Below are 21,272 nucleotides of genomic sequence, written 5' to 3' on the forward strand. Positions count from 1 at the left end.
CCCCGGCCGCGGGCGCGGCCCCGGCCGCGCCCGCCCCGCCGGCGTTCGCCGGCTCGTCAGTCCCGTCCGTCCGCATCCGGGGGAGCCCGATGGATCCGCTGTTCCGCGCCTGGCCCGCGTTCCTGGTCCGGTCGCCGTTGCTCGCCGAAGCCTTCCAGCCCACCGCGGACAGCCACGCCGGCATCGTGGCGGCCGCCGCCGCCGACCCGCTGCTGACCGAGGCGATCGAGCTGGCCAGTCCCAGCCTGGCCGCCGTGCTCGCCCGGGTCGTCGCCGGTGGAACGACGGGCCTGAAACCGAAACAGCTCCGCCGTGCCGCGCTTTCCGTGTTGCGGTACGCCATCCGGATGCGTACGCGGCCCACGCCGTTCGGGCTGTTCGCCGGCGTTTCCTGCGGTGAGTTCGGCACCTCGGTCCTGCGCCGCGGAACCGCGCACCGCCACCGCACCCACGTCGACATGAGCTGGCTCCTGCGGATCGTGCACCGCGCCGAAGCGGACCCGGAGGTGCTCGCCGGGCTGCGCGTGCGCACCCACCAAGCCCTGACCGGTCGCGGCGACCGGGTGCTCCTGGAGACGCCGTCGGGACTGGGTGCTGCGCCCGGCCAGACCACCCGGACGATCGTGTCCGCACGCCGCTCGCCCGTGGTTTCGGCCGCGCTGCACGCCGCCGCGGCGCCGATCCCGGCCGGCGAGCTCGTCCGGGTACTCGCCGGCCGCTTCTCGGACGGCGCCGAAGCACCGGTGTGGCAGCTCGTCCGCGTCCTCGTCGAGCAGGAGTTGCTCATCACGGACCTGCGGCCGCCGCTGGACGGCACCGACCCGCTGAACCACGTCCTCGACCGGCTGCCGGACGGCGAACTGCGCGCCCGGCTCCAAGAGCTCGACCGGCTGCGCGGGAAGTACGACACCCTGGCCCCCGGCGAAGGCGGCGCCGAACTCACCGGGCTGCTCGCCGCGGCGAGACAGATCGAGGACTTCGAGACGCCGCTGCACATCGACACGCGCGTCGACCTGCAGCTGGGGCTGGCCGACGAGGTCCGGGCCGAGGTCGAGCGGGCCGCCGAGGTGCTGTGGCGGCTGTCCCCGCCCCGGCTCGGCATGCGCCCGCTGCGTGGTTTCCACAGCCGCTTCCTCGAGCGCTACGGCGCCGACCGCCTGGTCCCGGTGCTCGAACTGCTCGACCCGACGCGGTCGCTGGGCGCGCCCGCGGGGTACGAATGGCCGGAAAGCGAAGCCGCGCCCGAGGAGCCGCGGGAACCGTCGAGCACTGGCCGCGACCGCCTGATCAGCGAACTGGCCATGGCAGCCCTGCGGTCCGGCGCCCGCGAAGCCGTCCTCACCGACGAGCTCGTCCGCGAACTCGCCTACGACGAAGCAGACCCGGCCGACCTGCCCAATTCGTGCGAGCTGTACGTCCACGTGGTGAACCAGGCCGACGGCGGGTTCCGGGTGGTCGTCTCTCCCAGCCCCGGCTCACACCACGCGGGCGCGACGGCAGGCCGCTTCCACGACCTCCTGCCCGAGTGGCGCGGCGGGGCCCAGCCGGTGCACGTCACCGGGGCGGTGCGCACCGACCTGGCGTTCATGCCCCGCTCGGGCCGGGCCGCCAACCTGGCTCACACCCGGCCGGCCACCGGGCGCCGGATCACCGCCGGCCTGCCGGACGCACCGGGCACCGAGGAGATCCCGCTCGGCGAGGTCGCGGTCGGCGCGACCCTGGAACGGCTCTACGCCGTGCACGTCCCCACCGGGCGCGAGCTGGTTCCCGTGCTGGCCAACATGGTGAGCCCGGCCGTGCAAGCACCGAACGCGATCCGCCTGCTGTTCGAGCTCGGCCTGGAGGGGCAGCGGCTGTGGGAACCCTGGAACTGGGGCCCGATGGCGAACGCGCCCTTCCTCCCCCGGATCCGCTACCGCCGCACGATCCTGGCGCCGGCGACGTGGCGGCTGGACGGGCTGCGCGCGACGGCCGACTTCGACCGCGCCGTCGCCGAGTGGCGCGCACGGTGGCGGGTCCCGGAGCGTGTCCTGGTGGTCAGCACCGACCAGCGCCTGCTGCTGCACCTGGACGACCCGTGGCACCGACGGCTTCTCGAGGACGAACTGGCCCGCAACCCGGAACTCGTGGCCCAGGAGGTCGCCGGCGGAGACGAGGCGATCGGTGACGGGCACCTCCGCGAGATCGTGGTGTCCCTCGTGCCGCGACCCGAGCGGGCCCGGCCGCCACACGTGGCGCACGTCGTCGCCCGGCCCGGGCCGCCCCCGTTGGCGAGCGAATGGCTGTACCTGCTCGTACGCGGCTCCTGCCGGGTGCAGGACGACCTGCTGCGGGACGAGGTGCCCCGGCTCGTGCAGCTGGCCACGGGGGCGGGCGCGGACCGCTGGTTCTTCATCCGCTACACCGACGCCGAGGGCCACCACCTGCGCCTGCGCTTCCACGGCGAGCCGGGGCGGCTGTGGGCCGAGCTGCTGCCCGCCGCGAGCGAGCTGCTGGCCGGGTGGCAGCGCGCGGGCCTGGCCGGGGCGCACCGGATCGAGCAGTACGAACCCGAGCTGGAGCGCTACGGCGGCCCGGACGCTCAGGCCGCGGCCGAGCGGCTCTTCGGCGAGGACAGCGTCGCCGCCATCACCCTGCTGCGGCTGGCCAAGCAAGGGACCTTCTCCTTGGACACTCTCGGCGCGATCTCCGTCGCCGCGCTCGCCCACGCGTTCGGCGCCCCCTCGCCAGGCGCCCCGTGGGTGACTGACACCGGTGAAGCCGCCGAGTCGTGGCTGTCGATCACCGGCAGCCGCCGCGAACTGCCTGCCGAGTACCGGAAGGACCAGGCGCGGTGGCAACGCCGGATCGACCCGGCCGGCGGCTGGGCCGGGCTCGGCGAAGCAGGCGCCCCGGTGCTGGCGGCGCTGAGCCGGCGCGACGCGGCGGCCCGCGACTACGGCAGGCTCGTCCGCGAACTCGTCGCCGACGGCCGGTGCGTGGCCCCGGAGGCGAGGATCGTCGGCAGCTTGCTGCACATGACGTGCAACCGGCTTTTCGGCGGGTCGTCCGGCCGGGAGGCGAAGGTGCTCGGCATCGCGCGCGGGGCCGTGCAGGACAACGCGAACCGGCGGAGGAACCGGCCATGACCACGTCCACAGTAGACATCGAAGAGGCCGTCCGCTTGGTCGCCGACCGGCTCGCCGACCCGGACGCGGTCGCCGCCGTGGCGGACCGGCCGGCCAACGTCGAGCCGGTCTACGGCGCCCGGATGTGGGTCCCGGTGACCCTCGCCGCCGGGCTGCCGGGCATCGCGTTGCTGTACGCCGAACTCGCAGCGGCCGACGACCGCTGGTTCGAGGTGGCGCACCGGCATGTCACCCGGGCCGCCGAGCTGATGGCGTCGCAGCCGTCCAACGGCCTCTACGCGGGCCCGGCAGCGTTGCTCACCGCCGTGCAGCGGCTGAGCCCGAACTACGCCACACTGCGCCGGAAGCTGACTACCTGGGTGGCGGCGGACCAGCGGGCCCGGCTGGAGGCCTGCGCGGCGCGCACGGAACCGGGTGTCTCGTGGTCGCACTACGACGTGGTCAACGGCCTGTCGGGGACCGCACGCCTGCTGCTGGATGCCGGCGAGACCGACGTCGTGGCGGAGACCCTGCGGTACCTGACCCGCCTGATCGAGCCGATCACCGTGGCCGGGGTGGCGGTGCCCGGCTGGTGGATCCCGCCCGAGTTGCAGCCGGTCGCCGAAGACGCCCGGCAGTACCCGCGCGGCGACTTCAACCTCGGCCTGGCGCACGGGATCCCCGGCCCGCTCGCGCTGTTCGCCGCCGCCCTCGAACGCGGGGTGGAGGTGCCCGGCCAGCGCGAGGCGATGCGACGCATCGGTTCCTGGCTGCTCGCCCGGCGCCGGACCGACGATCACGGCGCGTACTGGCCGTGCCGTCTGGCTTGGGACGAAGAGACCGGGACCGCGCCCGTCGCCGCGTTCACCCGGTCGGCGTGGTGCTACGGCGCTCCCGGCGTCGCGGCCGCCCTTTACCGGGCCGGTGGCGCGCTCGGCGAACCGGGCTGGTGCGACGCCGCCGTCGCCGCGCTGCGCGCGGTGCTGGCCCGCGACGAGCGCGCGTGGCGGCTCGACGGGCCGACCGTCTGCCACGGCTACGCCGGGCTGCTGCAGGTCATCCGCCGCGTCGGCGCCGCGTCGGGTGACCCGGTGCTGCTCGACAGCCGCGTCCGGCTGACCGCCCGTGTGCTGTCGTTCGCCGACCCGGACGCCGCGTTCGTCTTCCCACACCTCGTCCCGGACTCGCCACGCGGCTGGCAGGACGCCACCGCGCATCGGCGCTTGGACGTCGCCGGGATGCTCGAAGGCGCGGCCGGCGTGGCCTGCGCCCTGCTGCCCGCGGCCGGTGCGTGGGACACCGCCCTGATGCTGGCCTGAGGAGGTCGTCATGCCCGGTCCACCGGAGAAACTCCTGCTCGGCGTGAGCGGCTCGGTCGCCGCGCTGAGCCTGCCCACCTACCTGCACGCGTTCCGCGCCGCGGGCGTGCACCAGATCGTAGCGGTGCTCAGCCCGGCCGCGGAGCGCTTCCTGCCACCGGCCGCGCTTTCCGTCGTCTGCGATCGCGTCTGCACCGAAGCCGACCCGGCCGGCGGTCACGTCGCACTCGGGCGGTGGGCGGACCACGCGCTGGTCTTGCCGGCCACCGCGAATCTGCTCGGCACCGTCGCGCACGGCTTGGCTCCGACGCTGCTCACCACCACGGTGCTGGCCGCGGATTGCCCGGTCACTTTCGCCCCGGCGATGAACCCGGTCATGTGGCAGCGCCCGGCCGTCCGGCGTAACGTCGCGATCCTGCGCGGTGACGGCTACGACGTCGTCGACCCGATTCCGGGCACCGCCTACGAAGTGGCGAGCCGCGCGATCGTGCCGAGCATCGTGGTGCCCCCGGCCGACGTCCTGCTGGACCGGCTCCGGTCCGTTCCGGAGATGTCCGCGTGACGCCCGCGTTCGACGTCCGCGACCTGGAGGTCCGCTACGGCGGGCGGATCGCTGTCGACGGCGTTTCGCTGCGCGCACGGCCCGGGGAGATCGTCGCGTTGCTCGGCCCGAACGGGGCCGGGAAGTCCACCCTGCTCGAGGCTCTGTCCACCGCGGTGGCGCCGGACCGCGGGCGGATCGAGGTGTTCGGGCACGACGTCACGGCCGAGCCGGTCGCCGCGCGGCGTCGGATCGGGATGGTCTTCCAGGAACAGACCCTGGATGTCGACCTGCCGGTGGAGCGCAACCTCTGGTTTCACGCCCGCCTGTTCGGCCTGCCCCGGACGCGGGCCCGGTCCCGGATCGACGAGGTACTTGAGCGGTTCGGCCTCGCCGACCGGCGCCGGGACCCGGTCGAAGAGCTTTCCGGCGGGCTTGCGCGGCGGCTGGAGATCGCCCGTGCGCTGCTGCACTCCCCCGGGCTGCTGATCCTTGACGAGCCGACCACCGGCCTCGATCCCGAGGTCCGGCGCGCGGTGTGGGCGGACCTGGCGCGGTTGCGCGACGACGAGCGGGTGACCGTGCTCTACGCGACCCACTACCTGGCCGAGGCCGAACTCGCCGACAGCGTCGCGATCATCCACAACGGACTGAAGGTTCGCAGTGGCGCGCCCGCCGTCCTCAAGGAGGAACTGGCCGCCACCGCGCTGATTTTGTCCACATCGGATGACGAAGCGGCGGCTGCCGAGCTCGTCCACGCGGGGTTCGACGCGTCGTCCGGGCCGGGCGGAGTCCTGGTGCGGTGCGCACGGCCGGAGCAGCGCATCGCCGAGGTGGTCCGGGCCGTCACCGTCCCGGTCACCGAGGTGGCACTGCGGGAGCCCTCATTGGACGACGTCTACTTCGCCACCACCGAGGCCTGAAGGCGGGAACATGACTCTGCAGGACGTGCCCGTACGCGCCACGACGGCGCCTGAGCCCGCGGCCGCGCCGTGGGCGGAGATCGGCCGCGCACTGATGGTGGTTGCCGAACGCGACCTTTACCGCCAGTTCCGCCACCCCGGCTCGCTGGCGGCGCAGGCTGTGCAGGTGGTGTTCTTCCTCCTCGTCTACGCGGTCGGGTTCGACGGGATGATCGCCGCGGTCGACGGCGTTCCCTTCAGCGCGTATGTCTTCCCCGGGATCATCGCCATCCAGGTCGTCACACTCGGGGTGAGCTCGGGCCTGAGCTACGCCTTCGACCGGGAGTACGGCGCGCTGCGGGAGATGCTGGTGGCCCCGGTGCCACGGCTGTGCCTGCCGCTCGGCAAGGTCCTCGCGACGGCAGTGACCGCCGGGGCGCAGAGCGCGGTCATGCTGGCCTTCGCGCCGATGGTGGACCTGCGGCTGACGCCGTTCTCGTACCTGACCGGGGTGGCGGCCTTCACGGCCACCGGTGCGGCGTTCGGCGTGTTCGGCGCATTCCTTGCGACGGTGATCACCCGCGTCCAGACCCTCCAGTCCGCGGTCCAGCTGGCGATGTACCCGCTGCTGTTCCTATCCGGTTCGGTGTTCCGGCCGGACAGCGGGCCGGCCTGGCTGTCCGCCGCGCTGAAGGTCAACCCGATGACGTACGCGGTCGACGGCGTCCGCCAACTGCTGGTGTCTTCAAGGGGGGCCCTGCCGTGGTGGCTGGACGTGGCCGTCATCGGGGGCCTGACCGTGGTCTTCGGCGTGGTTTTGCGGCTGCGGGTGGGCCGGTGAGCGCGCGGGGCAGCGGCCCGGAGTGGCTCGAAGCGCACCTCGAGTGGTTCGATCCTCGCGTCTGGAACGCATTGCTGCCGGCCCGGCCGTTCCCCGCCGGCCCGCTTCTCGAACTCCTCCTGCTGTGCGAGCGCGTGCCCGGCCTCCGCGTCACCGGGCCCGCCCTCGAGCTGGCCGACCGGTTGACCGCGGCCCCGGAGTTCCGCGCCGGGCTGTACCGCGCGGACGCCCACTTCACCTACCACGTCTGGTTGCTGGTGCTGATGCAGCGCCTCGGCGCCCCGCGGCCGCGGCTGCTGTCCGCCGCGCAGGCCCTGCTCGACAGCGGGGTCCGGCCTAACCTGGACGGGGTGGCCGCGCTGGAGCTGAAGTACGTCACCGACCTGGGTGGATTGGCGAACCACGGCCTGCCACCGACACGCCGGCTCTACGATCGTTGGCGGGCGGGCCAGCACCTCGACCCGTTCCGGCTGACGGCGAACGAGTGCTACGCGCTGACCCACGCGGTGTTCTACGCGACAGCGTTCGGCGAGGTATCGGTGCCGGCGGACCCCGACCTGGCGAGAGCGGCCCGCCTGCTGCTGGCGGCGTACCTCGCCGACGACGACCTCGACCTGGGCGCAGAACTGTTCCATACGGCCCTCTTGGTCGGTGGCCCGCAGGGCCTCGGCGCGGCACGAAACCGGCTGGCCGAGGCCGCCCAGCCCGACGGCGCGGTCGCCGGGCCGGTGCACGACCCGGCGGTCCAGGCCCGGCTGACCGGCCGGAAGGCCGAGGCCTACCGCTTCGGGACGTGCTACCACACAACGATCGTCACCGAACTCGCCCTGGCCGCCTCGTGGCCAAGGCCGGCCGAATCGGGCCGACCGGTGCCGGAGCCGGCCGAGGAGCTCGTGATCGCGTGGCGCCGCAACGACTTGGGCCGGACGGCCAAGTTGGTGCAGGCGGCGGCCGGCGAGACCAGGCTGGACCCGATCATCACGGCGGCCGTGCGCCGGCTGCAAGCACAACGGCAACCGGACGGCAACTTCGGTATCCCGGTTGATGCCGGCCTGACGGCGTTGTGCATTGCGGCACTGGAAGCATGGGAGGCACCGGAGCTGGCCGGAGTTGCATCCGGCGACGTCGACTCACCGGCTCCAGCCGGAACCGAGCCCAATTGACCTCCACGGCCCGCGTCTGGATCGCAGCAAGACAACTAACTGTATGAGGCCATGATGTTGGTGACGCCGGAGTGGAGCCCTGGTCGACTGTCAGGTGGCGAAAGATGAGGGCGGCGAATCGCCGTTTGAGGCAGCGTATGGCTTCGCGGTGTCCTTTGCCGGCTGCGCGTTTGCGCTGGTAATAGGTCCGGGCAGGAGCGTGGCAGCCTCCGCAAACTCATTCTGAACTGACCTCTTAGTCCGCCGTCCTAACCGGACGCCCGCTACATCCGTCCAGCGTGATCCCACCCCACTCCCGTTCTCCTCACGTCGCCGGCTCTCTGCCCGCACGACCGACCTGCTCGCGCAGCGGATGCCCCCCCCCGAAGAATCCGACGGCAAGATCCGCAGGATCGCCGAACTGCTCGGCCACGGCGGCATCATCCAGCTGCTCGACGATGTCCGCAACAAGCTGCTGGGTAACGCCTTCCACGTCCAGGACATGGCGATGCAGTTCGCGAGGAACCGCACCCTCGCCGACGCCGGCGCCGACATCGACAAGGGCGTTCAGGCGGTGGCCGGCACCTGGAGCGGGCGTGCCGCCGCCCAGTTCAACACCTATGCCGCCAGCGTGGGGAAAGCGCTCGGCGAGCAGCAAGCCGTCATCGGCAGCATGTCCGGCATCCTGTCGGGGATCGCGGGTTGCGTGATCAAGACCTACAGCAAAGCCATCGAGTTCATCGGCACCTGCGCCGTCGAGCTCGGCAAACTCGGCTACAAAGTGATCGTCGCGATCGCGACGTCAACGGTTCCGATCGTGGACGTCTTCACCTCCAAGGACGTCATCGACGCCGTCGTGGACGCGTTCGCCACCCTCATCACCGCCATCAACGGGCTGTTCGCCCAGGCCGTCTCCACTCTCGGCGACTTCCGCGCGCAGGCCACCGCCATCGTGCAGGGCGACACCAACTTCCCCGACCTGCCCCCGTTGCCCGCCAACTCAGGAATGGACAACGAGAAGCAATGGCGCATCGACCCGTCAGCAGCTCCCGCGTGAGGAAGCGGGTTCTCGGTTGTGCCGCACTCGCGTCGGCAAGCCTGCTCACCGGGTGTGTCCCGTCGACACCCGAGCGCGTGCTGACCCAGCCCCCAGCCCACGCGCAAACCGGCGCGCCGCTGCCCTTGGCCAGGTCGACAGGCCCCTCGACCTGGCCAAGTTCGATACCGATCCGTACAGCCTGCTCACCAAAGACCAGGTAGCTGCCGTCGTCGCCGACCCACCCGCTGACGTGAGCGCGTTCCGGAAGACCACCGCGCCCATCCACGGCTGCTCCTGGGCCCCACCTCTCGGCGCGAACGCCACAGCCTCGAAGCCAGCCAACAACCCGCACACCCTCACCGAGCTGGCGGAGTCACCGGCACGGAAAACCGACCTGTTCGAGCCCTGGACCGAAACCTCGATCAACGGCCTGCCCGCCATCGTCTACCACCAACGCGGCAGCACCGACGACTGCTCGGTCGCCGTCCAAGTCACCGACCAGCAGATGCTCACCTTCCAGATCACCGACAAGGACCTACCCCACAACTACTGGGCCCACGACCGCTGCCGCGGAGTCGCGAAAATGGCCGAAGCCGTCATCGGCAACCTCCGCCAAAACTGGACAACACCTAGCCACGTGGTGTCGACGAAAGCTGCGCTGAATCGTGGTACTAGAGCGTTCACCGGTCACAACAGACCACGACAACCAAGTCGGGGGCGCGCACGCAGCCGATACGGGCGACAGCTCGTCACCACGGCGTCGTCGGCGTCGGGCCGCCGTCTCAGGCCGGCGACCAGGTCCAGTAGTTGGAGTAGGGATGGGGTTCATTGTGGAAACAGGCGTCGTTCATGGTGCCGACCCCGTTGCCCGAACTCGGCACGTTGAGGCAGTACGAGCCGCGCATGTAGTACGGCGTCAGGCGATAGTAGTCCGCGCCGTCTTGCATCCTGTCGATGCCCTTCCACCAGGCGTCCCAGGTGTCGTTACAGGCGCCGTTCACGATCAGCGCCGGGTAAGCGACACCGCCCTGTACGTGTAGGCACAGGCCGGTCTTGGCGTTGCGGATTCGAGCGTATCCCTCGGATCCGATGAAGTCGAAATACCAGTACTGGTTGCTGGCGTTGACGCAGCTCCAGGTGTATACACCACCGCCGTTGCCGGAGTTGCCGTCCAAGCAGTAAGCCGAACCCAGGTACCAGGACTTGATCCGGTACCGCGGACCGGCTGCACCGGCATCCGATGCGGACAACAGCGAGCCGACCAGCGCAGCGACCACCATCAACGGGATGGTGTGCCAAAGTTTGCGCAACTTCACAGCAGCGCTCCTTCCTCCGTCAAGCAGAGAAGTCACATAAACGGTCCATGCCTTTTTTAGCGACGTTCGTTCCACCGCAGTCCACATGGTCGGCTCCTCATTCGCCGAATATCACCATGTTCTGGCAATCGGGAGTTCGCGACGCGCCATCGATCATCGAGCAATGGCGGTACGAGGTCTGACACGAGTCTCCGCGCGTCGACTGACCCGTTCCCGGTTGAGAAGCGCCCGCCGCCATGCAGGGCAACACATCCGTCGAGCGTGTCCCGGATGACGGCCTGCATGGGCCAGCTGCTGGCCGACGCGACGGGATGCGGTGCCGGAGCACGACGTGCAGGCCGAACGGCGGACCGCTGCGGTCTCGGGCTCGACCTGCACGTGCTCGTGGCCCCCGACCGCAGCCGAATCTGCCCGCCCCGGCCAGACGGGACGGCGAGGCGATTCGTCCTGGGTGCTCTACCGTTCGCCGGCCAGCGCCAGGCCCGCGCTGGACAGTCCGTTCGGCACCGTTCCGACGAACGCCCAGCCGGACCAGTTGCCGTCCGTGTACCGAGCCCGGTGGTAAACGGTCCCACTGCCCCTGACGCTGGCCAGGTGGAACTCGCCGCTGGCGTACCCGGCTCCAGCCAGATACCAGCTGGCCCCTTCAGGGGCAGGGCCGAGGAGTGCGAAGGGCGTCCACGACCCGTCACGGAAGCGGACCCGGTGATACACGACACCGTCGACGTCGACCGCGACGTGCAACAGGCTGCCGGATTCGGCCATGCCGATCGCGTTGACCTGCTTGATGCCGAGAGAGGCGAACGGTGTCCAGGTTCCGTTGGTGCGCCGGGCCCGGTGGTAGAGCGAACCTTCCGCATCCAAGGCAACCATGTGCAGTTCACCGTTGCTCGAGCCGGCGAGGGTGACCACTGCCGTGGTGCCGGGCAGGCGGTTCACCGGGATCGGCTCCCGGAACGGTTCCCAGAGGCCATTGCCGTGCCGGACGGTGTGCCGAACCCCCTCAGTGCTGGAAATCGCCACATGCAACTCACCACTGACTGCTGCCGCGCCGACATAGCCGGCATAGCCGTAGGAGCCGGTGAACGGCTCGAGTTCGTTGAACGTCGTCCACTGCCCGTTGGGCAGCCGCAGAGCGTGGTAAACGTTCCCGTTGGTGACGACGGTGTTCAGTTCACCATTGACGACAGCCGCGGCAGTGGCTCTCTGGCCCCACGGCACGGTATTTCCGGTTGCGGCGTTGACATCGCCCCAGCCGACCGGGTTCCACCCGCCGGACCGGAAGCGCAGTTTGTGGCCCATGACGCCGCCGTTCGTACCGATGACCAGGTGAGAATCGCCGGACGCGGCGAGCGCGGGTGTCGTTGCAAGACCACCTAGCGCGAGCCCGGCAGCCGTGCCGGCTGTGGTGGTGAGCAGCCTGCGTCTGCTGATCAGTGGTGATGGCAGGCCGTACTCCGTCTCGTGCATGGTGTGCCCCGTTCGTTGCCGCAGACGAGAGAGTGTCCCGTGGCTCGGGCCGCAGGATTGCGGTCGACCGTCGTCCGGTCTTGACCTTGTCCATCCGAGCGGGCCGACGTGTTGTTGCCTAGCCCCGTTTCTCGCCAACAACCCGTCTGCGAAGGGTGAGCACCCAGGCGCCGACCGGCAATCAGGGGCAAATGATACGTCGAGTGGAGTAATTCACCTGTGGCGGAACTGGTGTACAGATAGTTGAGGTGAGCGCGTTGCCAGGGAGGGGTTATGCCGCGCCCCGAGCGGGAGCTGACTGGTTCCGGTCCGGTCGAGTTGTTGGCGGCGGGATTGCGAGAGCTGCGCCGGCAGGCCGGTAATCCGGGGTATCGGGCATTGGCTGCGCGGGCCGGGTACTCGGCTCCGACGTTGGCCAACGCCGCCGGCGGGAAGCAGCTACCGAGTCTGGCTGTGACGTTGGCCTATGTGCGTGCGTGTGACGGCGACCCGATCGTCTGGGAGCAGCGGTGGCGGCAGGCCGCCGCGGAGTGCGCGTCGAGTCGCCCCTCGGCCGATGACGAGGATCCGCCATATCAGGGTCTCTTCTGTTACGGGGTGCAAGACGGCGCCCGGTTCTTCGGACGAGACGCGATGGTGGCGCAGCTTGTCCGGCTGTTGAGGCGGCAACGGTTTGTGGCGGTGTTCGGGGCCTCGGGCAGCGGTAAGTCCTCGTTGCTGCGGGCGGGGCTGATCCCGGTCCTGTCCACCGGTGCGGACAGGGCCGGACGGGATGATGGCGCAGGACCGTCCGGGCGTGCCGTGGTGCTGATGACGCCCGGCAGTGACCCGGAGGCGGCGGCGCTGGACGCGATCGGCTCGGCACCAGCCAATGGCGACCTGGTGCTCGTCGTCGATCAGTTCGAAGAGGTGTTCACCCACTGCCCGGACCCGGCTCGACGCCGCGCGTTCGTGGACCGGATCGCCAGCCTCGTGACAGGCTCGGATCGGAGGGTCACGGTGGTGCTGGGAGCCCGATCGGACTTCTACGCCCGCTGCGCGGATCTGCCGGGGCTGGCCGGACTGCTGGCCGGGGCGAACGTTCCCGTCCCGATGCTGACCGAAGACGAACTACGAGAGGTAGTCACCAAACCCGCCGCCCTCGTAGGAGCGACCGTCGAGCGCGCCTTGGTGACGAAGATACTTGCCGAGGCGTCCGGGCAACCCGGCGCGCTGCCGCTGCTGTCCCACGCATTGCTGGAGACCTGGCGACAGCGTCGCAGCGACGTGCTGGGCGTCACCGGCTACGAGGCCGCAGGCGGCGTGGCCGGCGCGATCGCCCGAACCGCAGAAACCCTTTATGCCAACTTCGACGACGACCAGCGCGATACCGCCCGGGAGACGTTGATTCGGCTGGTCGCGTTCGGTGAAGGTGTCGAGGACACCCGCCGCCGGATCCCGCGCGCCGAGCTGGACCTGGCAGGCATCGATTCGGTACTCGACCGGCTCGCCGCGGCGCGGCTCGTCGTGCTCGGTGAGGAGACCGTCGAGATCGCGCATGAGGCTCTCATCCGCGCCTGGCCCCGACTGCAACGCTGGCTGTCCACCGACCGCGAGGGGCTGCGCACCCACCGGCAACTCAGCGAAGCGGCTCAGGTCTGGGTGTCGCTGGACCGCGACCCTGGGGCGTTGTACCGGGGAGCTCGACTCGCTGTTGCCCGTGAGTGGGCCACCCGCCAGTCCGGGCGCGCTACCACGACCGCAACAGAGCGGGCATTCCTGGATGCATCGATCGAGCTGGCTGACCGGGAACGCGCCGCCACTGCCCGCCGCCACCGACAGCTCCGATACCTCGTCATCGCGTTGAGCGCGTTGCTCCTGGCCGCCGTCGGGGCCGGGACAGTCGCACTCGTGCAACGCCGAGACGCGGTCGCGCAGCGGGAAACCGCGGTCTCCCGGCAACTCGCCGCGGAATCACTCGGGCTGGCCGGCACCGACCCCGGCACCGCCATGCTGCTCGCCGCGCAGGCCTACCGCACCGCACCCACGACCGAGGCACGTGGTGCCCTGCTCAGCATGTCACGCTATCGAGGCCACCTCGGCAAACTTCTCGGTCATACAGGCGCCGTCTCCCAGATCGCCTACCTCCAGGACGGCAACACCTTGCTCAGCGTCGGCCGAGACCAGACCCTGTCCCTGTGGGACACGGGCCGGCGTGACAGAACGGCAGCACTCACCGGCCACCACGCCTGGCTGACCGCCGCCGCCGTGAGCCCGGACGGGCACACGGCCGCGACCGGCGGCGAAGACGACCAGATCACGATCTGGGATCTCGACCGCCGTGCTCCGGTCGCGACCATGACCAGCCTCACCAAGCGGGTACGAAGCATCATGTTCAGCCCTGACGGCCGCTTCCTGGCCACCACCGCTGACAATGAGGTGGTCCTCTGGGACGTCGCCCGGCACACCCGCTTGAGCACGCTGTCAGGGCATTCGAAGGCCGTACGCGCGCTCGCCTTCAGCCCCGACGGGCGCACCCTCGCCACCGCCTCGGAAGACTCGACGGTGATCCTCTGGGAAATCACCCGCTCCGCCCCGGTGGCCACGTTGCCCGGCCACACCAACGGTGCGTATGCCGTCGCCTTCAGCCCGGACGGCGCGACGTTGGCCGTCGGCGCCGACGACACCACCGCGGTCATGTGGGATGTGCCCACCCGCACCCGGCTGGCCATCTTCACTCACCACAAATCCGGGCAGGTCCTGGCATTGGTGTTCAGCCCGGACGGGCGCACCCTGGCCACCGCCGGGGACGATACAGCGGTGCTGTTGTGGGACACCCGCCACCGGGTCCTGCGGGGGCGGCTGAGCGGTCCCCGAACCGCTGTCTACACCATGGCGTTCAGCCCACGCACCTCGATGCTCGCCGCCGGCGGTGAGGACGGCTCCATCCTCCTGTGGGATCCCAACCAGCCTGCCGTCGCCGAACACCCCAAACTGGTCAGCGCCATCGCGTTCAGCCCCGACGGGCACACCGCCGCCACCGCCAGCGGCAACCAGACGGCCCTCTGGAATACCATCGACCGCAGCCTCCGCGCGGTCCTCACCGATGGCGCGGTGTTCACCAATGCCCTCGCCTTCAGCCCCGACGGCCACACGCTGGCCACCGTCACCCAGCCCTCCCCCTGCTGCCCGGACGGCACCACCGGCAACACACTCACCCTCTGGAACCTCGACACCGGCACACCCACCCGGCTGACCGGACACACAGGCGCGGTACTCAACGTCGCCTTCAGTCCCGATGGCCGCCGCATCGCCACCGCCAGCGTCGACCGGACCGTCCTGATCTGGGACCCCACTACCGGCGCCGTGCTCAAGACCCTCGGCGGGCACGCCGGACCGGTCAACGGCCTCCAGTTCAGCCCCGACGGACGGCTGCTGGCCACCGCCGGCCACGATCTGACCGTCAAGCTCTGGGACCCCACCACCGGAACCCAGCTCGCCGCCCTCACCGGCCACACCAGCTGGGTCAGAACCGTCAAGTTCAGCCCCGACGGGCACACCCTCGCCACCGCCGGCCACGACCAGGCCATCATCCTGTGGGACGTCGCCACCCACACCCGGCTGACCACCCTCACCGACCACGCCGACGCCGACTTCACCGGCGTGGCATTCAGCCCCGACGGGCGCACCCTCGCCTACACCAGCGGTGAAGCCACCGTCACCCTCTGGGATATCACGCGCCGAACCATCACAGCTCGCCTCACCGGCCACACCCAACGCGTCCACGCCATCGCCTTCAGCCCCGACGGGAACACACTCGCCACCGCAGGTTCAGATCAAACCTCGATCTTCTGGGACGTCAATCCTGAACGCGCGATCACCCACATCTGCACCGCGGCAAACCGAGATCTCACCCCCGACGAATGGCGCCGCCACCTACCGGCCACTCCCCGCGCTCGCACTTGCGCGAACAACTAATGCCCTGCCGTCGAAGACGCGTGTTTGTGGACCTGGTTCGAGCGTAACCGTTGACCACGAAAGGCCGGCGGGCACAGCCCGGGCACCGACAGCGGTGCCGGTCCGCCTCGGGCCAGGCTGGCCCTGCGGGTCCGACTACCGTCCTGGAAGGACCGAAGTAACGACACGTCCGGCACCGAAGGTCCTCACCGAAAGCTCCTGGGTTTCCACTGGTCCTGCGCGCTCACCCAAGATCCCGGCCGCGCGGCGATGTGCACCAGGAGGCCGCCGGCGACAGCCTCGGTGGCGAACATCCGGCGGAGATCGTGCGGGATGGAGATCAGCGGGTCGCCGTGGCTGTCGCGCGGCACAGTCGTCGCCAGCGTGCGGTTGATCAATCCGCGGATGTCGGCGTCGCTCATCACGGTTCGCCAGCTGCGTTGCTGGTATTGGAACAGGTGCGACAGCGACGGGCCGACGTAACGCTCGTAGCACGGGAGTGACGGGACCACGCCGCCGTTCTGGCCCTGCAGTCGGTTCCCGATTGTGGCCAGCACGCTATTGAGCTCGGGGCTGACAAGTAGCGGCTGCTCCTCGTTGCTCTTCCACGGGACCACTTGCAGCAGCGTCTCGATCGCGACCCACACCCAGAACCGCGCGTTTCCCGGATTGTGAAATTGAACCGGGCCCCTGGTTTACCTGCGGAACGCGCTCAGTGAAGGTGGCGGCACCGTCGGGTGCAGTAGCGTTGCGCGACTCGGGGCGGTTCGTTGTCTTCAACAGCGTCGGCTGGCGGCTGGAAGGGTCCGACTCGACCTAGGCTGCGACCGCCCCAGCTTCAAGATCGCGTTTCGCGATCCGTGGGGTAATACTGTGTCCGAGAGGTGATCTATAACCCACCCTGAAATTTGCCACGGACCTGCAGCTCAACTGAAGCCCAATCGCGCCGCAGGAGATTTCCCAGGTCTACGTCTTCAAAGAGGGACTTGAACCCCCGCACGTGGGAGATCTCCCAAGTTCAAGGAGTTTATCAGCGAATAGTAGCGCAAAGTCACCGAAGCCGTACGCGCGCCGGGCGCGCACTCAACGTTGGGCTGGGCGCCGATGTCCGCCGGACTTCCGGTGGCGCGGCGGTGGCCGACCAGCCCGGCCGTGGTCGACGTGCTGCGGGTTCGCCCGGCTGAACCACGAGTACCGGCGGTCCGCGCCGAAGAAGCCGCTGTGAAGGCTCAGAGCCAGCCGTTGGTTTCGGCGAGGCGGGCGGCTTCGGCGCGCGTGCGGGCTTCGGTTTTGCCGATGGCCGAAGACAAGTGGTTGCGGACCGTTCCCGGGGTGAGGTCGAGCGCCCGCGCGATGTCGGCGACCGTGCCGCCTTCGGCGGTCGCGCGGAGTACGTCGGCTTCGCGGTCGGTCAGCGGGCTGGTGCCCGTGGCGAGGGACTCGGCCGCCAGGGCCGGGTCGATGAACCGCAGGCCCGCGTGGACCCGGCGGATCGCGTTGAGCAGCTGCTCGGGCCGGGAATCCTTGACCACGAACCCGGCCGCGCCCGCGGACATCGCGCGGGCGAGGTAGCCGGGGCGGCTGAACGTCGTGCAGATCAGCACGCGGCAGGCCGGCAGCGCGTGCCGCAGCTCGGCGGTGACCGCGAGGCCGTCGCGGCCGGGCATCTGCACGTCGAGGAGCGCGACATCGGGAGTCGTCCGCCGGGCCGCCGGACCGACGTCGAGGCCCGAACCGACCTCGGCCACGACGTCGATGTCCGGTTCGAGACGCAGCATCGACGCCAGCGCGCCGCGCACGAGAGCCTGGTCGTCGGCCAGCAGGACGCGGATCACGCCGGCACCGCCTCGGCGTGCGCGAACACGCGGTAGCCGCCGCGCGGGCCGCGCCCGTGCTCGAGCCGGCCGCGGACCTCGGCGAGGCGTTCGGCCAGGCCGGTGAGCCCGTGCCCGGCCGCCGGGTCGGAGGTGACCGTCCCGTCGTCGGTGACCTCGACCCAGCCGGGACCCACGCGGATCCGGCACTGTCCCGCGTCGGAGTGCCGGAGCACGTTGGTCACCGCTTCCCGTACGACGTAACCGAAGACTCCGCGAAGCTCCGGCTCGACCTCGTCCACCGAAGCCGGCAGCTCGGCCTGCACCCCCGCGGCGCGCAACGCCAGCCGGGCACCCGAAAGCTCGGTGGCCAGCGACACCTCCCGGTACCCCGACACGGTGGCGCGGACGTCGGCGAGGGATTGGTGGCACAGGGTTTCGAGGTCGCGAACCTCGGCGAGCGCGAGGCCGGTGTCCGCGGCCGACTCGAGGACGCGCCGGGCGAGCCCGAGCTTGACGGCCATCGTGGACAGGTTGTGGCCGAGGATGTCGTGCAGCTCGCGGGCGACCCGTTCGCGTTCGGACGCCACGGCCATCCGCCGGATCTGCTCGCGGGCGGCCTTCAGGTGCCCGGTCGTGAACGTCAGCGCGAAAACGGTCCCCACCGCCGCGGTGACCCCGCCGAGCGTGACCACCTGCGCCCAGCTCACCCGCCCGGACGTCGCGAGCATCCACGCGAGCTGGGCGGCCGCCGTGGCGAACCCGAGGGGCAGGGAGTACCGCAGCGGCAGCAGCATCAAGCCGATCGCGATGGCGAAGGTCAGGTCGGTCAGGTAGTCCGGCGAGCCGAAGAGCAGGGCGGGTGTGGCGCCGAAGGCGAACAACGCCGCCACGACGGCCGCCCGCTGCCGCCGAGGCGCCGACGGCGCGAACCACAACGCGAAGAGATACCCGGCGACATAGAGGCCGATGGCGGCGAGTGCGAGGGCTGTCCGCGCCGCACCGTGCCCGCCGTGGGCGATCATGCCGACCCGTGGCAGCAGGACCAGCACCGCGAGCCCGTTGACGACCACCGGCGCCACCCGGCGCCGCCGGTTCGTCCAGAAGCTCCAGTCCGGCCACTGCCGGACCGAGAACCGGCCGGGATCACGCTCGCTCACCCGCCCACCCTAAGCACCGGATACGCGGGCCGCCCCATGACAGATGGCACAGGACGCGCCCGCCGGGCGGTGGTCCGGTGGAGTCATGGAACCGATGAAGAAGCTCTTGCCGGCGGCGCTCGCCGCGGCCGCGGTGGTGTCGGGGGTGTCCGCGGCGGGCGCGTCCGGCGGGGCGCCAGTGACCTGGGGGTCGTGCCCGGCCGACGTCGCCAAGCCCGGCCTGCAGTGTTCGACCCTCGACGTGCCGCTGGACTACCGCCACCCGGACGGGCGAAAGATCACGGTCGCGCTGTCCCGGCTGCCGAGCACGAACCCGGCGCACCGCCGTGGCGTCCTGCTGGTCAACCAGGGCGGCCCCGGCCTGACCGGACTGGATTTCCCGATGTCGCTGGTGGACGCGGGACTGCCGAGGCGGGTGCGCGACACCTACGACGTGATCGGGTTCGACCCGCGCGGGGTCGGCCACAGCACCCCGGTGACCTGCGACATGACGCCGAAGCAGACCGCGGAGAGCGTGAGCCCGCCCTTCCCGTACCGCGCGGCGGACGTGACGAAGGCGGCCGGGGCCGCGAAGACCGTCGCCCGGCAGTGCCTGACGTCGGCGACGGCGTCGACGCTGCCGTTCATCACCACGGCGAACACCGCGCGGGACATGGACGGCATCCGGGCCGCGCTGGGCGAGCCGAAGCTGTCGTACTACGGCGATTCCTACGGGACCTATCTCGGCGCGGTGTACACGACGCTGTACCCGGACCGCAGTGACCGGATCGTCCTCGACAGCAGCCTCGGCCCGGAGGGCTACGACGCCGAAGCGCTGCGAAGCCAGGGCCTGGGCTTCGAAACCCGGTTCCCCGACTTCGCGAAGCTCGCCGCGGCCGACCCGGCGCACTACGGCCTGGGCACCACGCCCGCGGCGGTGCGCGCGAAGTACTTCGAACTGGCCGAGCGCCTGGACCGGGAACCGGCACAGGGCTACGACGGCACGACGTTCCGCACGATCACCGCGGCCCTGCTCCGCGCGGACGCCGCCCTGCCGCTGCTGGCGAAGCTGTGGCACGAGCTCGACGTGAACGAGCCGGTGTCCCTGCCCACCGGTGCCGGGCCGGACTCCGACAACTTCGCGGCGAGCTACCTCGCCGTGGTCTGCGGCGATTCCCGGTGGCCCGAAGCGGTGGACACCTATCGGCGCAACGTCGCGATCGACCGCGTCCGCTACCCGATGTACGGCCCGTACGCGGCGAACATCCGGCCGTGCGCGTTCTGGCCGGCTCCGGCCGAGCCGCGGGTGCGCATCACCGGCGCCGGCCCGGAGAACGTGCTGATGCTGCAGAACCTCCGCGACCCGGCCACCCCGATGCCGGGAGCACTCCGCATGCGCGCGGCGTTCGGCGACCGCGCCCGCCTGGTCACGGCCGACCAGGGCGGTCACGTCGCCTACCTCAACGGCGCGAACCAGTGCGGCAACGACGCGGTGAGCGACTACCTCGCGACGGGAAGCCGGCCGGCCCACGACGTTTTCTGCCGCGCCGCCGCCGGCACGACGGACACTCTGTACGACCCCATCAGGTCGGCGATCTTCTCAGCCAAAGCGCACTGATCGGGTAAGTCTGACTCCGGCCGCTGCCGGGAGCCAGACGTATCCGGCCCCGCTGGCGCGGCACAGAGCGTTGAGGTGAGATCACCTTGGTCCGAGGTCTCCGGGAGACGAGCCCGAGGGACCGACGCGGCTCAGGACCGCAGCGAGTGACGTGCGCAGCTCGTCCTGCGCGGTTCGGGAGAGCCCGTCGAGAAGCTCGGCCTCCATCCGGCGGACATCGCGGCGGACGGCGCGAACCAGTGCGTCCCCCTCGCTGGTGAGCCGTACCGTGCGGCGGCGCCGGTCCGACTCGTCGGTCTCGCGGCTGATCAGGCCGCGGTCACCGAGGGCGTCGAGGTGGCCGATCAGGCGGGTGGGGTCGCGGCGGCTGCGATGGGCGAGCTCTTTCTGCGTCAGCCCGGTCTCGTCCAGCAGCTGACTCAAGATCACGTACTCCCACATGGTGACCCCGTGGGCGTCCAGGATCGGAGCCTCGCGCTCGACGACAACACTCAGCAACCGGCTGAGGAGCGCCCCGAGTTCGTGTCCTGTGTCATCGCCCGTTGCCATTATTAATACACCGCCGTAGACTATCTACCATGACCAACGATATCGCGACCCCGGGCACACCCGACCGCATCGACCATGACACCACGTCCGTCACGGCGCGCTTCGGGATGGTTGTGCTCTACGTCCGGGATCTGGAGCGTTCGATCGAGTTCTACCGGCTCCTCGGGCTCGAGGTGACCGATCCTCATCCCGAGCGTCCGGTGGCGTTCTACAACGAGGGCGGCACCACGATGATGATCATCACCACCGATGTCGTCGCTCAGCGCTTCGACTCGGCCTGGGCCCGCCCGGACCGGGGCGGCTACCAGCAGGTCGTCGAGTTCTTCGTGGATGGTGACGCCGCCGTCGACGCCGCGTGGCAGCGGCTCACCGCCGCCGGCCACCCGGGCACCACGGCCCCCGGCCACCTCATCGGGCCATACGCGGCAATGGTGCAGGACCCGGACGGCAACGTCGTACTGATCACCAACGAACCTTCCCAGGCTGAGCAGGCAGCCGCGGCCGCCGAGTAGAACGCTCGTCCCGGGGCCCGAGAACGC

General features: G+C 70.6%; 17 protein-coding genes. 11 read left to right on the top strand and 6 right to left on the bottom strand.

The window, feature by feature from the left end:
* The first annotated feature begins 89 nt into the window (after window positions 1-89).
* From ABZX11_RS46620 to ABZX11_RS46655, 8 genes are all read left to right on the top strand, one after another.
* Window positions 90-3,128 (top strand): lantibiotic dehydratase, encoded by a 3,039-nt coding sequence (locus tag ABZX11_RS46620; protein WP_354925291.1) that lies wholly within the window; start codon window positions 90-92, stop codon window positions 3,126-3,128.
* The gene (locus ABZX11_RS46625; protein WP_354925293.1) at window positions 3,125-4,426 is read left to right on the top strand and encodes a lanthionine synthetase C family protein; all 1,302 of its coding nucleotides are present in this window, start codon (window positions 3,125-3,127) and stop codon (window positions 4,424-4,426) included. The genes ABZX11_RS46620 and ABZX11_RS46625 overlap by 4 nt, the downstream gene beginning before the upstream one ends.
* Before the next feature lie 10 nt (window positions 4,427-4,436).
* On the top strand, window positions 4,437-4,988 hold the full coding sequence (locus tag ABZX11_RS46630; protein ID WP_354925295.1) for a flavoprotein: 552 nt from the start codon (window positions 4,437-4,439) through the stop codon (window positions 4,986-4,988).
* Window positions 4,985-5,890, top strand: coding sequence for an ABC transporter ATP-binding protein (locus ABZX11_RS46635; protein WP_354925297.1), 906 nt, complete (start codon window positions 4,985-4,987; stop codon window positions 5,888-5,890). The genes ABZX11_RS46630 and ABZX11_RS46635 overlap by 4 nt, the downstream gene beginning before the upstream one ends.
* A 10-nt stretch (window positions 5,891-5,900) precedes the next feature.
* Window positions 5,901-6,710: an ABC transporter permease gene (locus ABZX11_RS46640; RefSeq protein WP_354925299.1), complete on the top strand. Its 810-nt coding sequence runs from the start codon at window positions 5,901-5,903 to the stop codon at window positions 6,708-6,710.
* Window positions 6,707-7,873 carry a hypothetical protein gene (locus ABZX11_RS46645; protein WP_354925301.1) on the top strand — a complete coding sequence of 389 codons (1,167 nt, stop codon included), beginning with the start codon at window positions 6,707-6,709 and terminating at the stop codon, window positions 7,871-7,873. The genes ABZX11_RS46640 and ABZX11_RS46645 overlap by 4 nt, the downstream gene beginning before the upstream one ends.
* 352 nt (window positions 7,874-8,225) lie before the next feature.
* Window positions 8,226-8,909 carry a hypothetical protein gene (locus tag ABZX11_RS46650; protein WP_354925303.1) on the top strand — a complete coding sequence of 228 codons (684 nt, stop codon included), beginning with the start codon at window positions 8,226-8,228 and terminating at the stop codon, window positions 8,907-8,909.
* Window positions 8,910-8,961: 52 nt separating this feature from the next.
* Window positions 8,962-9,777: a DUF3558 domain-containing protein gene (locus ABZX11_RS46655; protein WP_354925305.1), complete on the top strand. Its 816-nt coding sequence runs from the start codon at window positions 8,962-8,964 to the stop codon at window positions 9,775-9,777.
* On the opposite strand, the gene ABZX11_RS46660 is transcribed toward ABZX11_RS46655, so the two are convergent.
* Together ABZX11_RS46660 and ABZX11_RS46665 are read right to left on the bottom strand one after the other, a co-directional pair.
* Window positions 9,674-10,207, bottom strand: a complete 534-nt coding sequence (locus ABZX11_RS46660; RefSeq protein WP_354925307.1) for an RICIN domain-containing protein — start codon at window positions 10,205-10,207, stop codon at window positions 9,674-9,676. The two genes, ABZX11_RS46655 and ABZX11_RS46660, sit on opposite strands and share 104 nt — an antisense overlap.
* 456 nt (window positions 10,208-10,663) lie before the next feature.
* Window positions 10,664-11,677, bottom strand: coding sequence for a hypothetical protein (locus tag ABZX11_RS46665; protein ID WP_354925309.1), 1,014 nt, complete (start codon window positions 11,675-11,677; stop codon window positions 10,664-10,666).
* A gap of 273 nt (window positions 11,678-11,950) precedes the next feature.
* Between ABZX11_RS46665 and ABZX11_RS46670 the strand changes: the two genes are divergently transcribed.
* Entirely contained in the window at window positions 11,951-15,634 is a 3,684-nt protein-coding gene (locus ABZX11_RS46670) for a WD40 repeat domain-containing protein (RefSeq protein ID WP_354925311.1), read from the top strand.
* Window positions 15,635-15,819: 185 nt separating this feature from the next.
* Here the strand turns inward: ABZX11_RS46670 and ABZX11_RS46675 are convergent, their stop codons facing one another.
* From ABZX11_RS46675 to ABZX11_RS46685, 3 genes are all read right to left on the bottom strand, one after another.
* A complete protein-coding gene (locus ABZX11_RS46675) occupies window positions 15,820-16,260 on the bottom strand; it encodes a hypothetical protein (protein ID WP_354925313.1) in 441 nt (146 codons plus the stop codon).
* A 582-nt stretch (window positions 16,261-16,842) separates the two neighbouring features.
* Window positions 16,843-17,448, bottom strand: a complete 606-nt coding sequence (locus ABZX11_RS46680; protein ID WP_354925315.1) for a response regulator transcription factor — start codon at window positions 17,446-17,448, stop codon at window positions 16,843-16,845.
* On the bottom strand, window positions 17,445-18,587 hold the full coding sequence (locus ABZX11_RS46685) for a histidine kinase (protein WP_354925317.1): 1,143 nt from the start codon (window positions 18,585-18,587) through the stop codon (window positions 17,445-17,447). Before ABZX11_RS46685 ends, ABZX11_RS46680 begins: the two co-directional genes overlap by 4 nt.
* A 94-nt stretch (window positions 18,588-18,681) precedes the next feature.
* Between ABZX11_RS46685 and ABZX11_RS46690 the strand changes: the two genes are divergently transcribed.
* Complete coding sequence (locus ABZX11_RS46690; RefSeq protein ID WP_354925319.1) at window positions 18,682-20,184, top strand: alpha/beta hydrolase; 1,503 nt, start codon at window positions 18,682-18,684, stop codon at window positions 20,182-20,184.
* An 81-nt stretch (window positions 20,185-20,265) separates the two neighbouring features.
* On the opposite strand, the gene ABZX11_RS46695 is transcribed toward ABZX11_RS46690, so the two are convergent.
* Window positions 20,266-20,682, bottom strand: coding sequence for a MarR family transcriptional regulator (locus ABZX11_RS46695; protein WP_354925321.1), 417 nt, complete (start codon window positions 20,680-20,682; stop codon window positions 20,266-20,268).
* An 80-nt stretch (window positions 20,683-20,762) separates the two neighbouring features.
* Here ABZX11_RS46695 and ABZX11_RS46700 point away from each other — a divergent pair, with 80 nt between their 5' ends.
* Entirely contained in the window at window positions 20,763-21,245 is a 483-nt protein-coding gene (locus ABZX11_RS46700) for a VOC family protein (protein ID WP_354925323.1), read from the top strand.
* Window positions 21,246-21,272 lie beyond the last annotated feature (27 nt).

This window comes from Amycolatopsis sp. NPDC004169 (assembly GCF_040610315.1).
In the GTDB taxonomy this organism is placed as follows: Bacteria; Actinomycetota; Actinomycetes; order Mycobacteriales; family Pseudonocardiaceae; genus Amycolatopsis.

Excerpts from the sequence above, each read along its gene's own strand:
- ABZX11_RS46640 (WP_354925299.1), top strand. The coding sequence starts at position 5,901 with ATGACTCTGCAGGACGTGCCCGTACGCGCCACGACGGCGCCTGAGCCC.
- ABZX11_RS46620 (WP_354925291.1), top strand. The coding sequence starts at position 90 with ATGGATCCGCTGTTCCGCGCCTGGCCCGCGTTCCTGGTCCGGTCGCCG.
- ABZX11_RS46630 (WP_354925295.1), top strand. The coding sequence starts at position 4,437 with ATGCCCGGTCCACCGGAGAAACTCCTGCTCGGCGTGAGCGGCTCGGTC.
- ABZX11_RS46670 (WP_354925311.1), top strand. The coding sequence starts at position 11,951 with ATGCCGCGCCCCGAGCGGGAGCTGACTGGTTCCGGTCCGGTCGAGTTG.
- ABZX11_RS46625 (WP_354925293.1), top strand. The coding sequence starts at position 3,125 with ATGACCACGTCCACAGTAGACATCGAAGAGGCCGTCCGCTTGGTCGCC.
- ABZX11_RS46700 (WP_354925323.1), top strand. The coding sequence starts at position 20,763 with ATGACCAACGATATCGCGACCCCGGGCACACCCGACCGCATCGACCAT.
- ABZX11_RS46690 (WP_354925319.1), top strand. The coding sequence starts at position 18,682 with ATGAAGAAGCTCTTGCCGGCGGCGCTCGCCGCGGCCGCGGTGGTGTCG.
- ABZX11_RS46665 (WP_354925309.1), bottom strand. The coding sequence starts at position 11,677 with ATGCACGAGACGGAGTACGGCCTGCCATCACCACTGATCAGCAGACGC.
- ABZX11_RS46650 (WP_354925303.1), top strand. The coding sequence starts at position 8,226 with ATGCCCCCCCCCGAAGAATCCGACGGCAAGATCCGCAGGATCGCCGAA.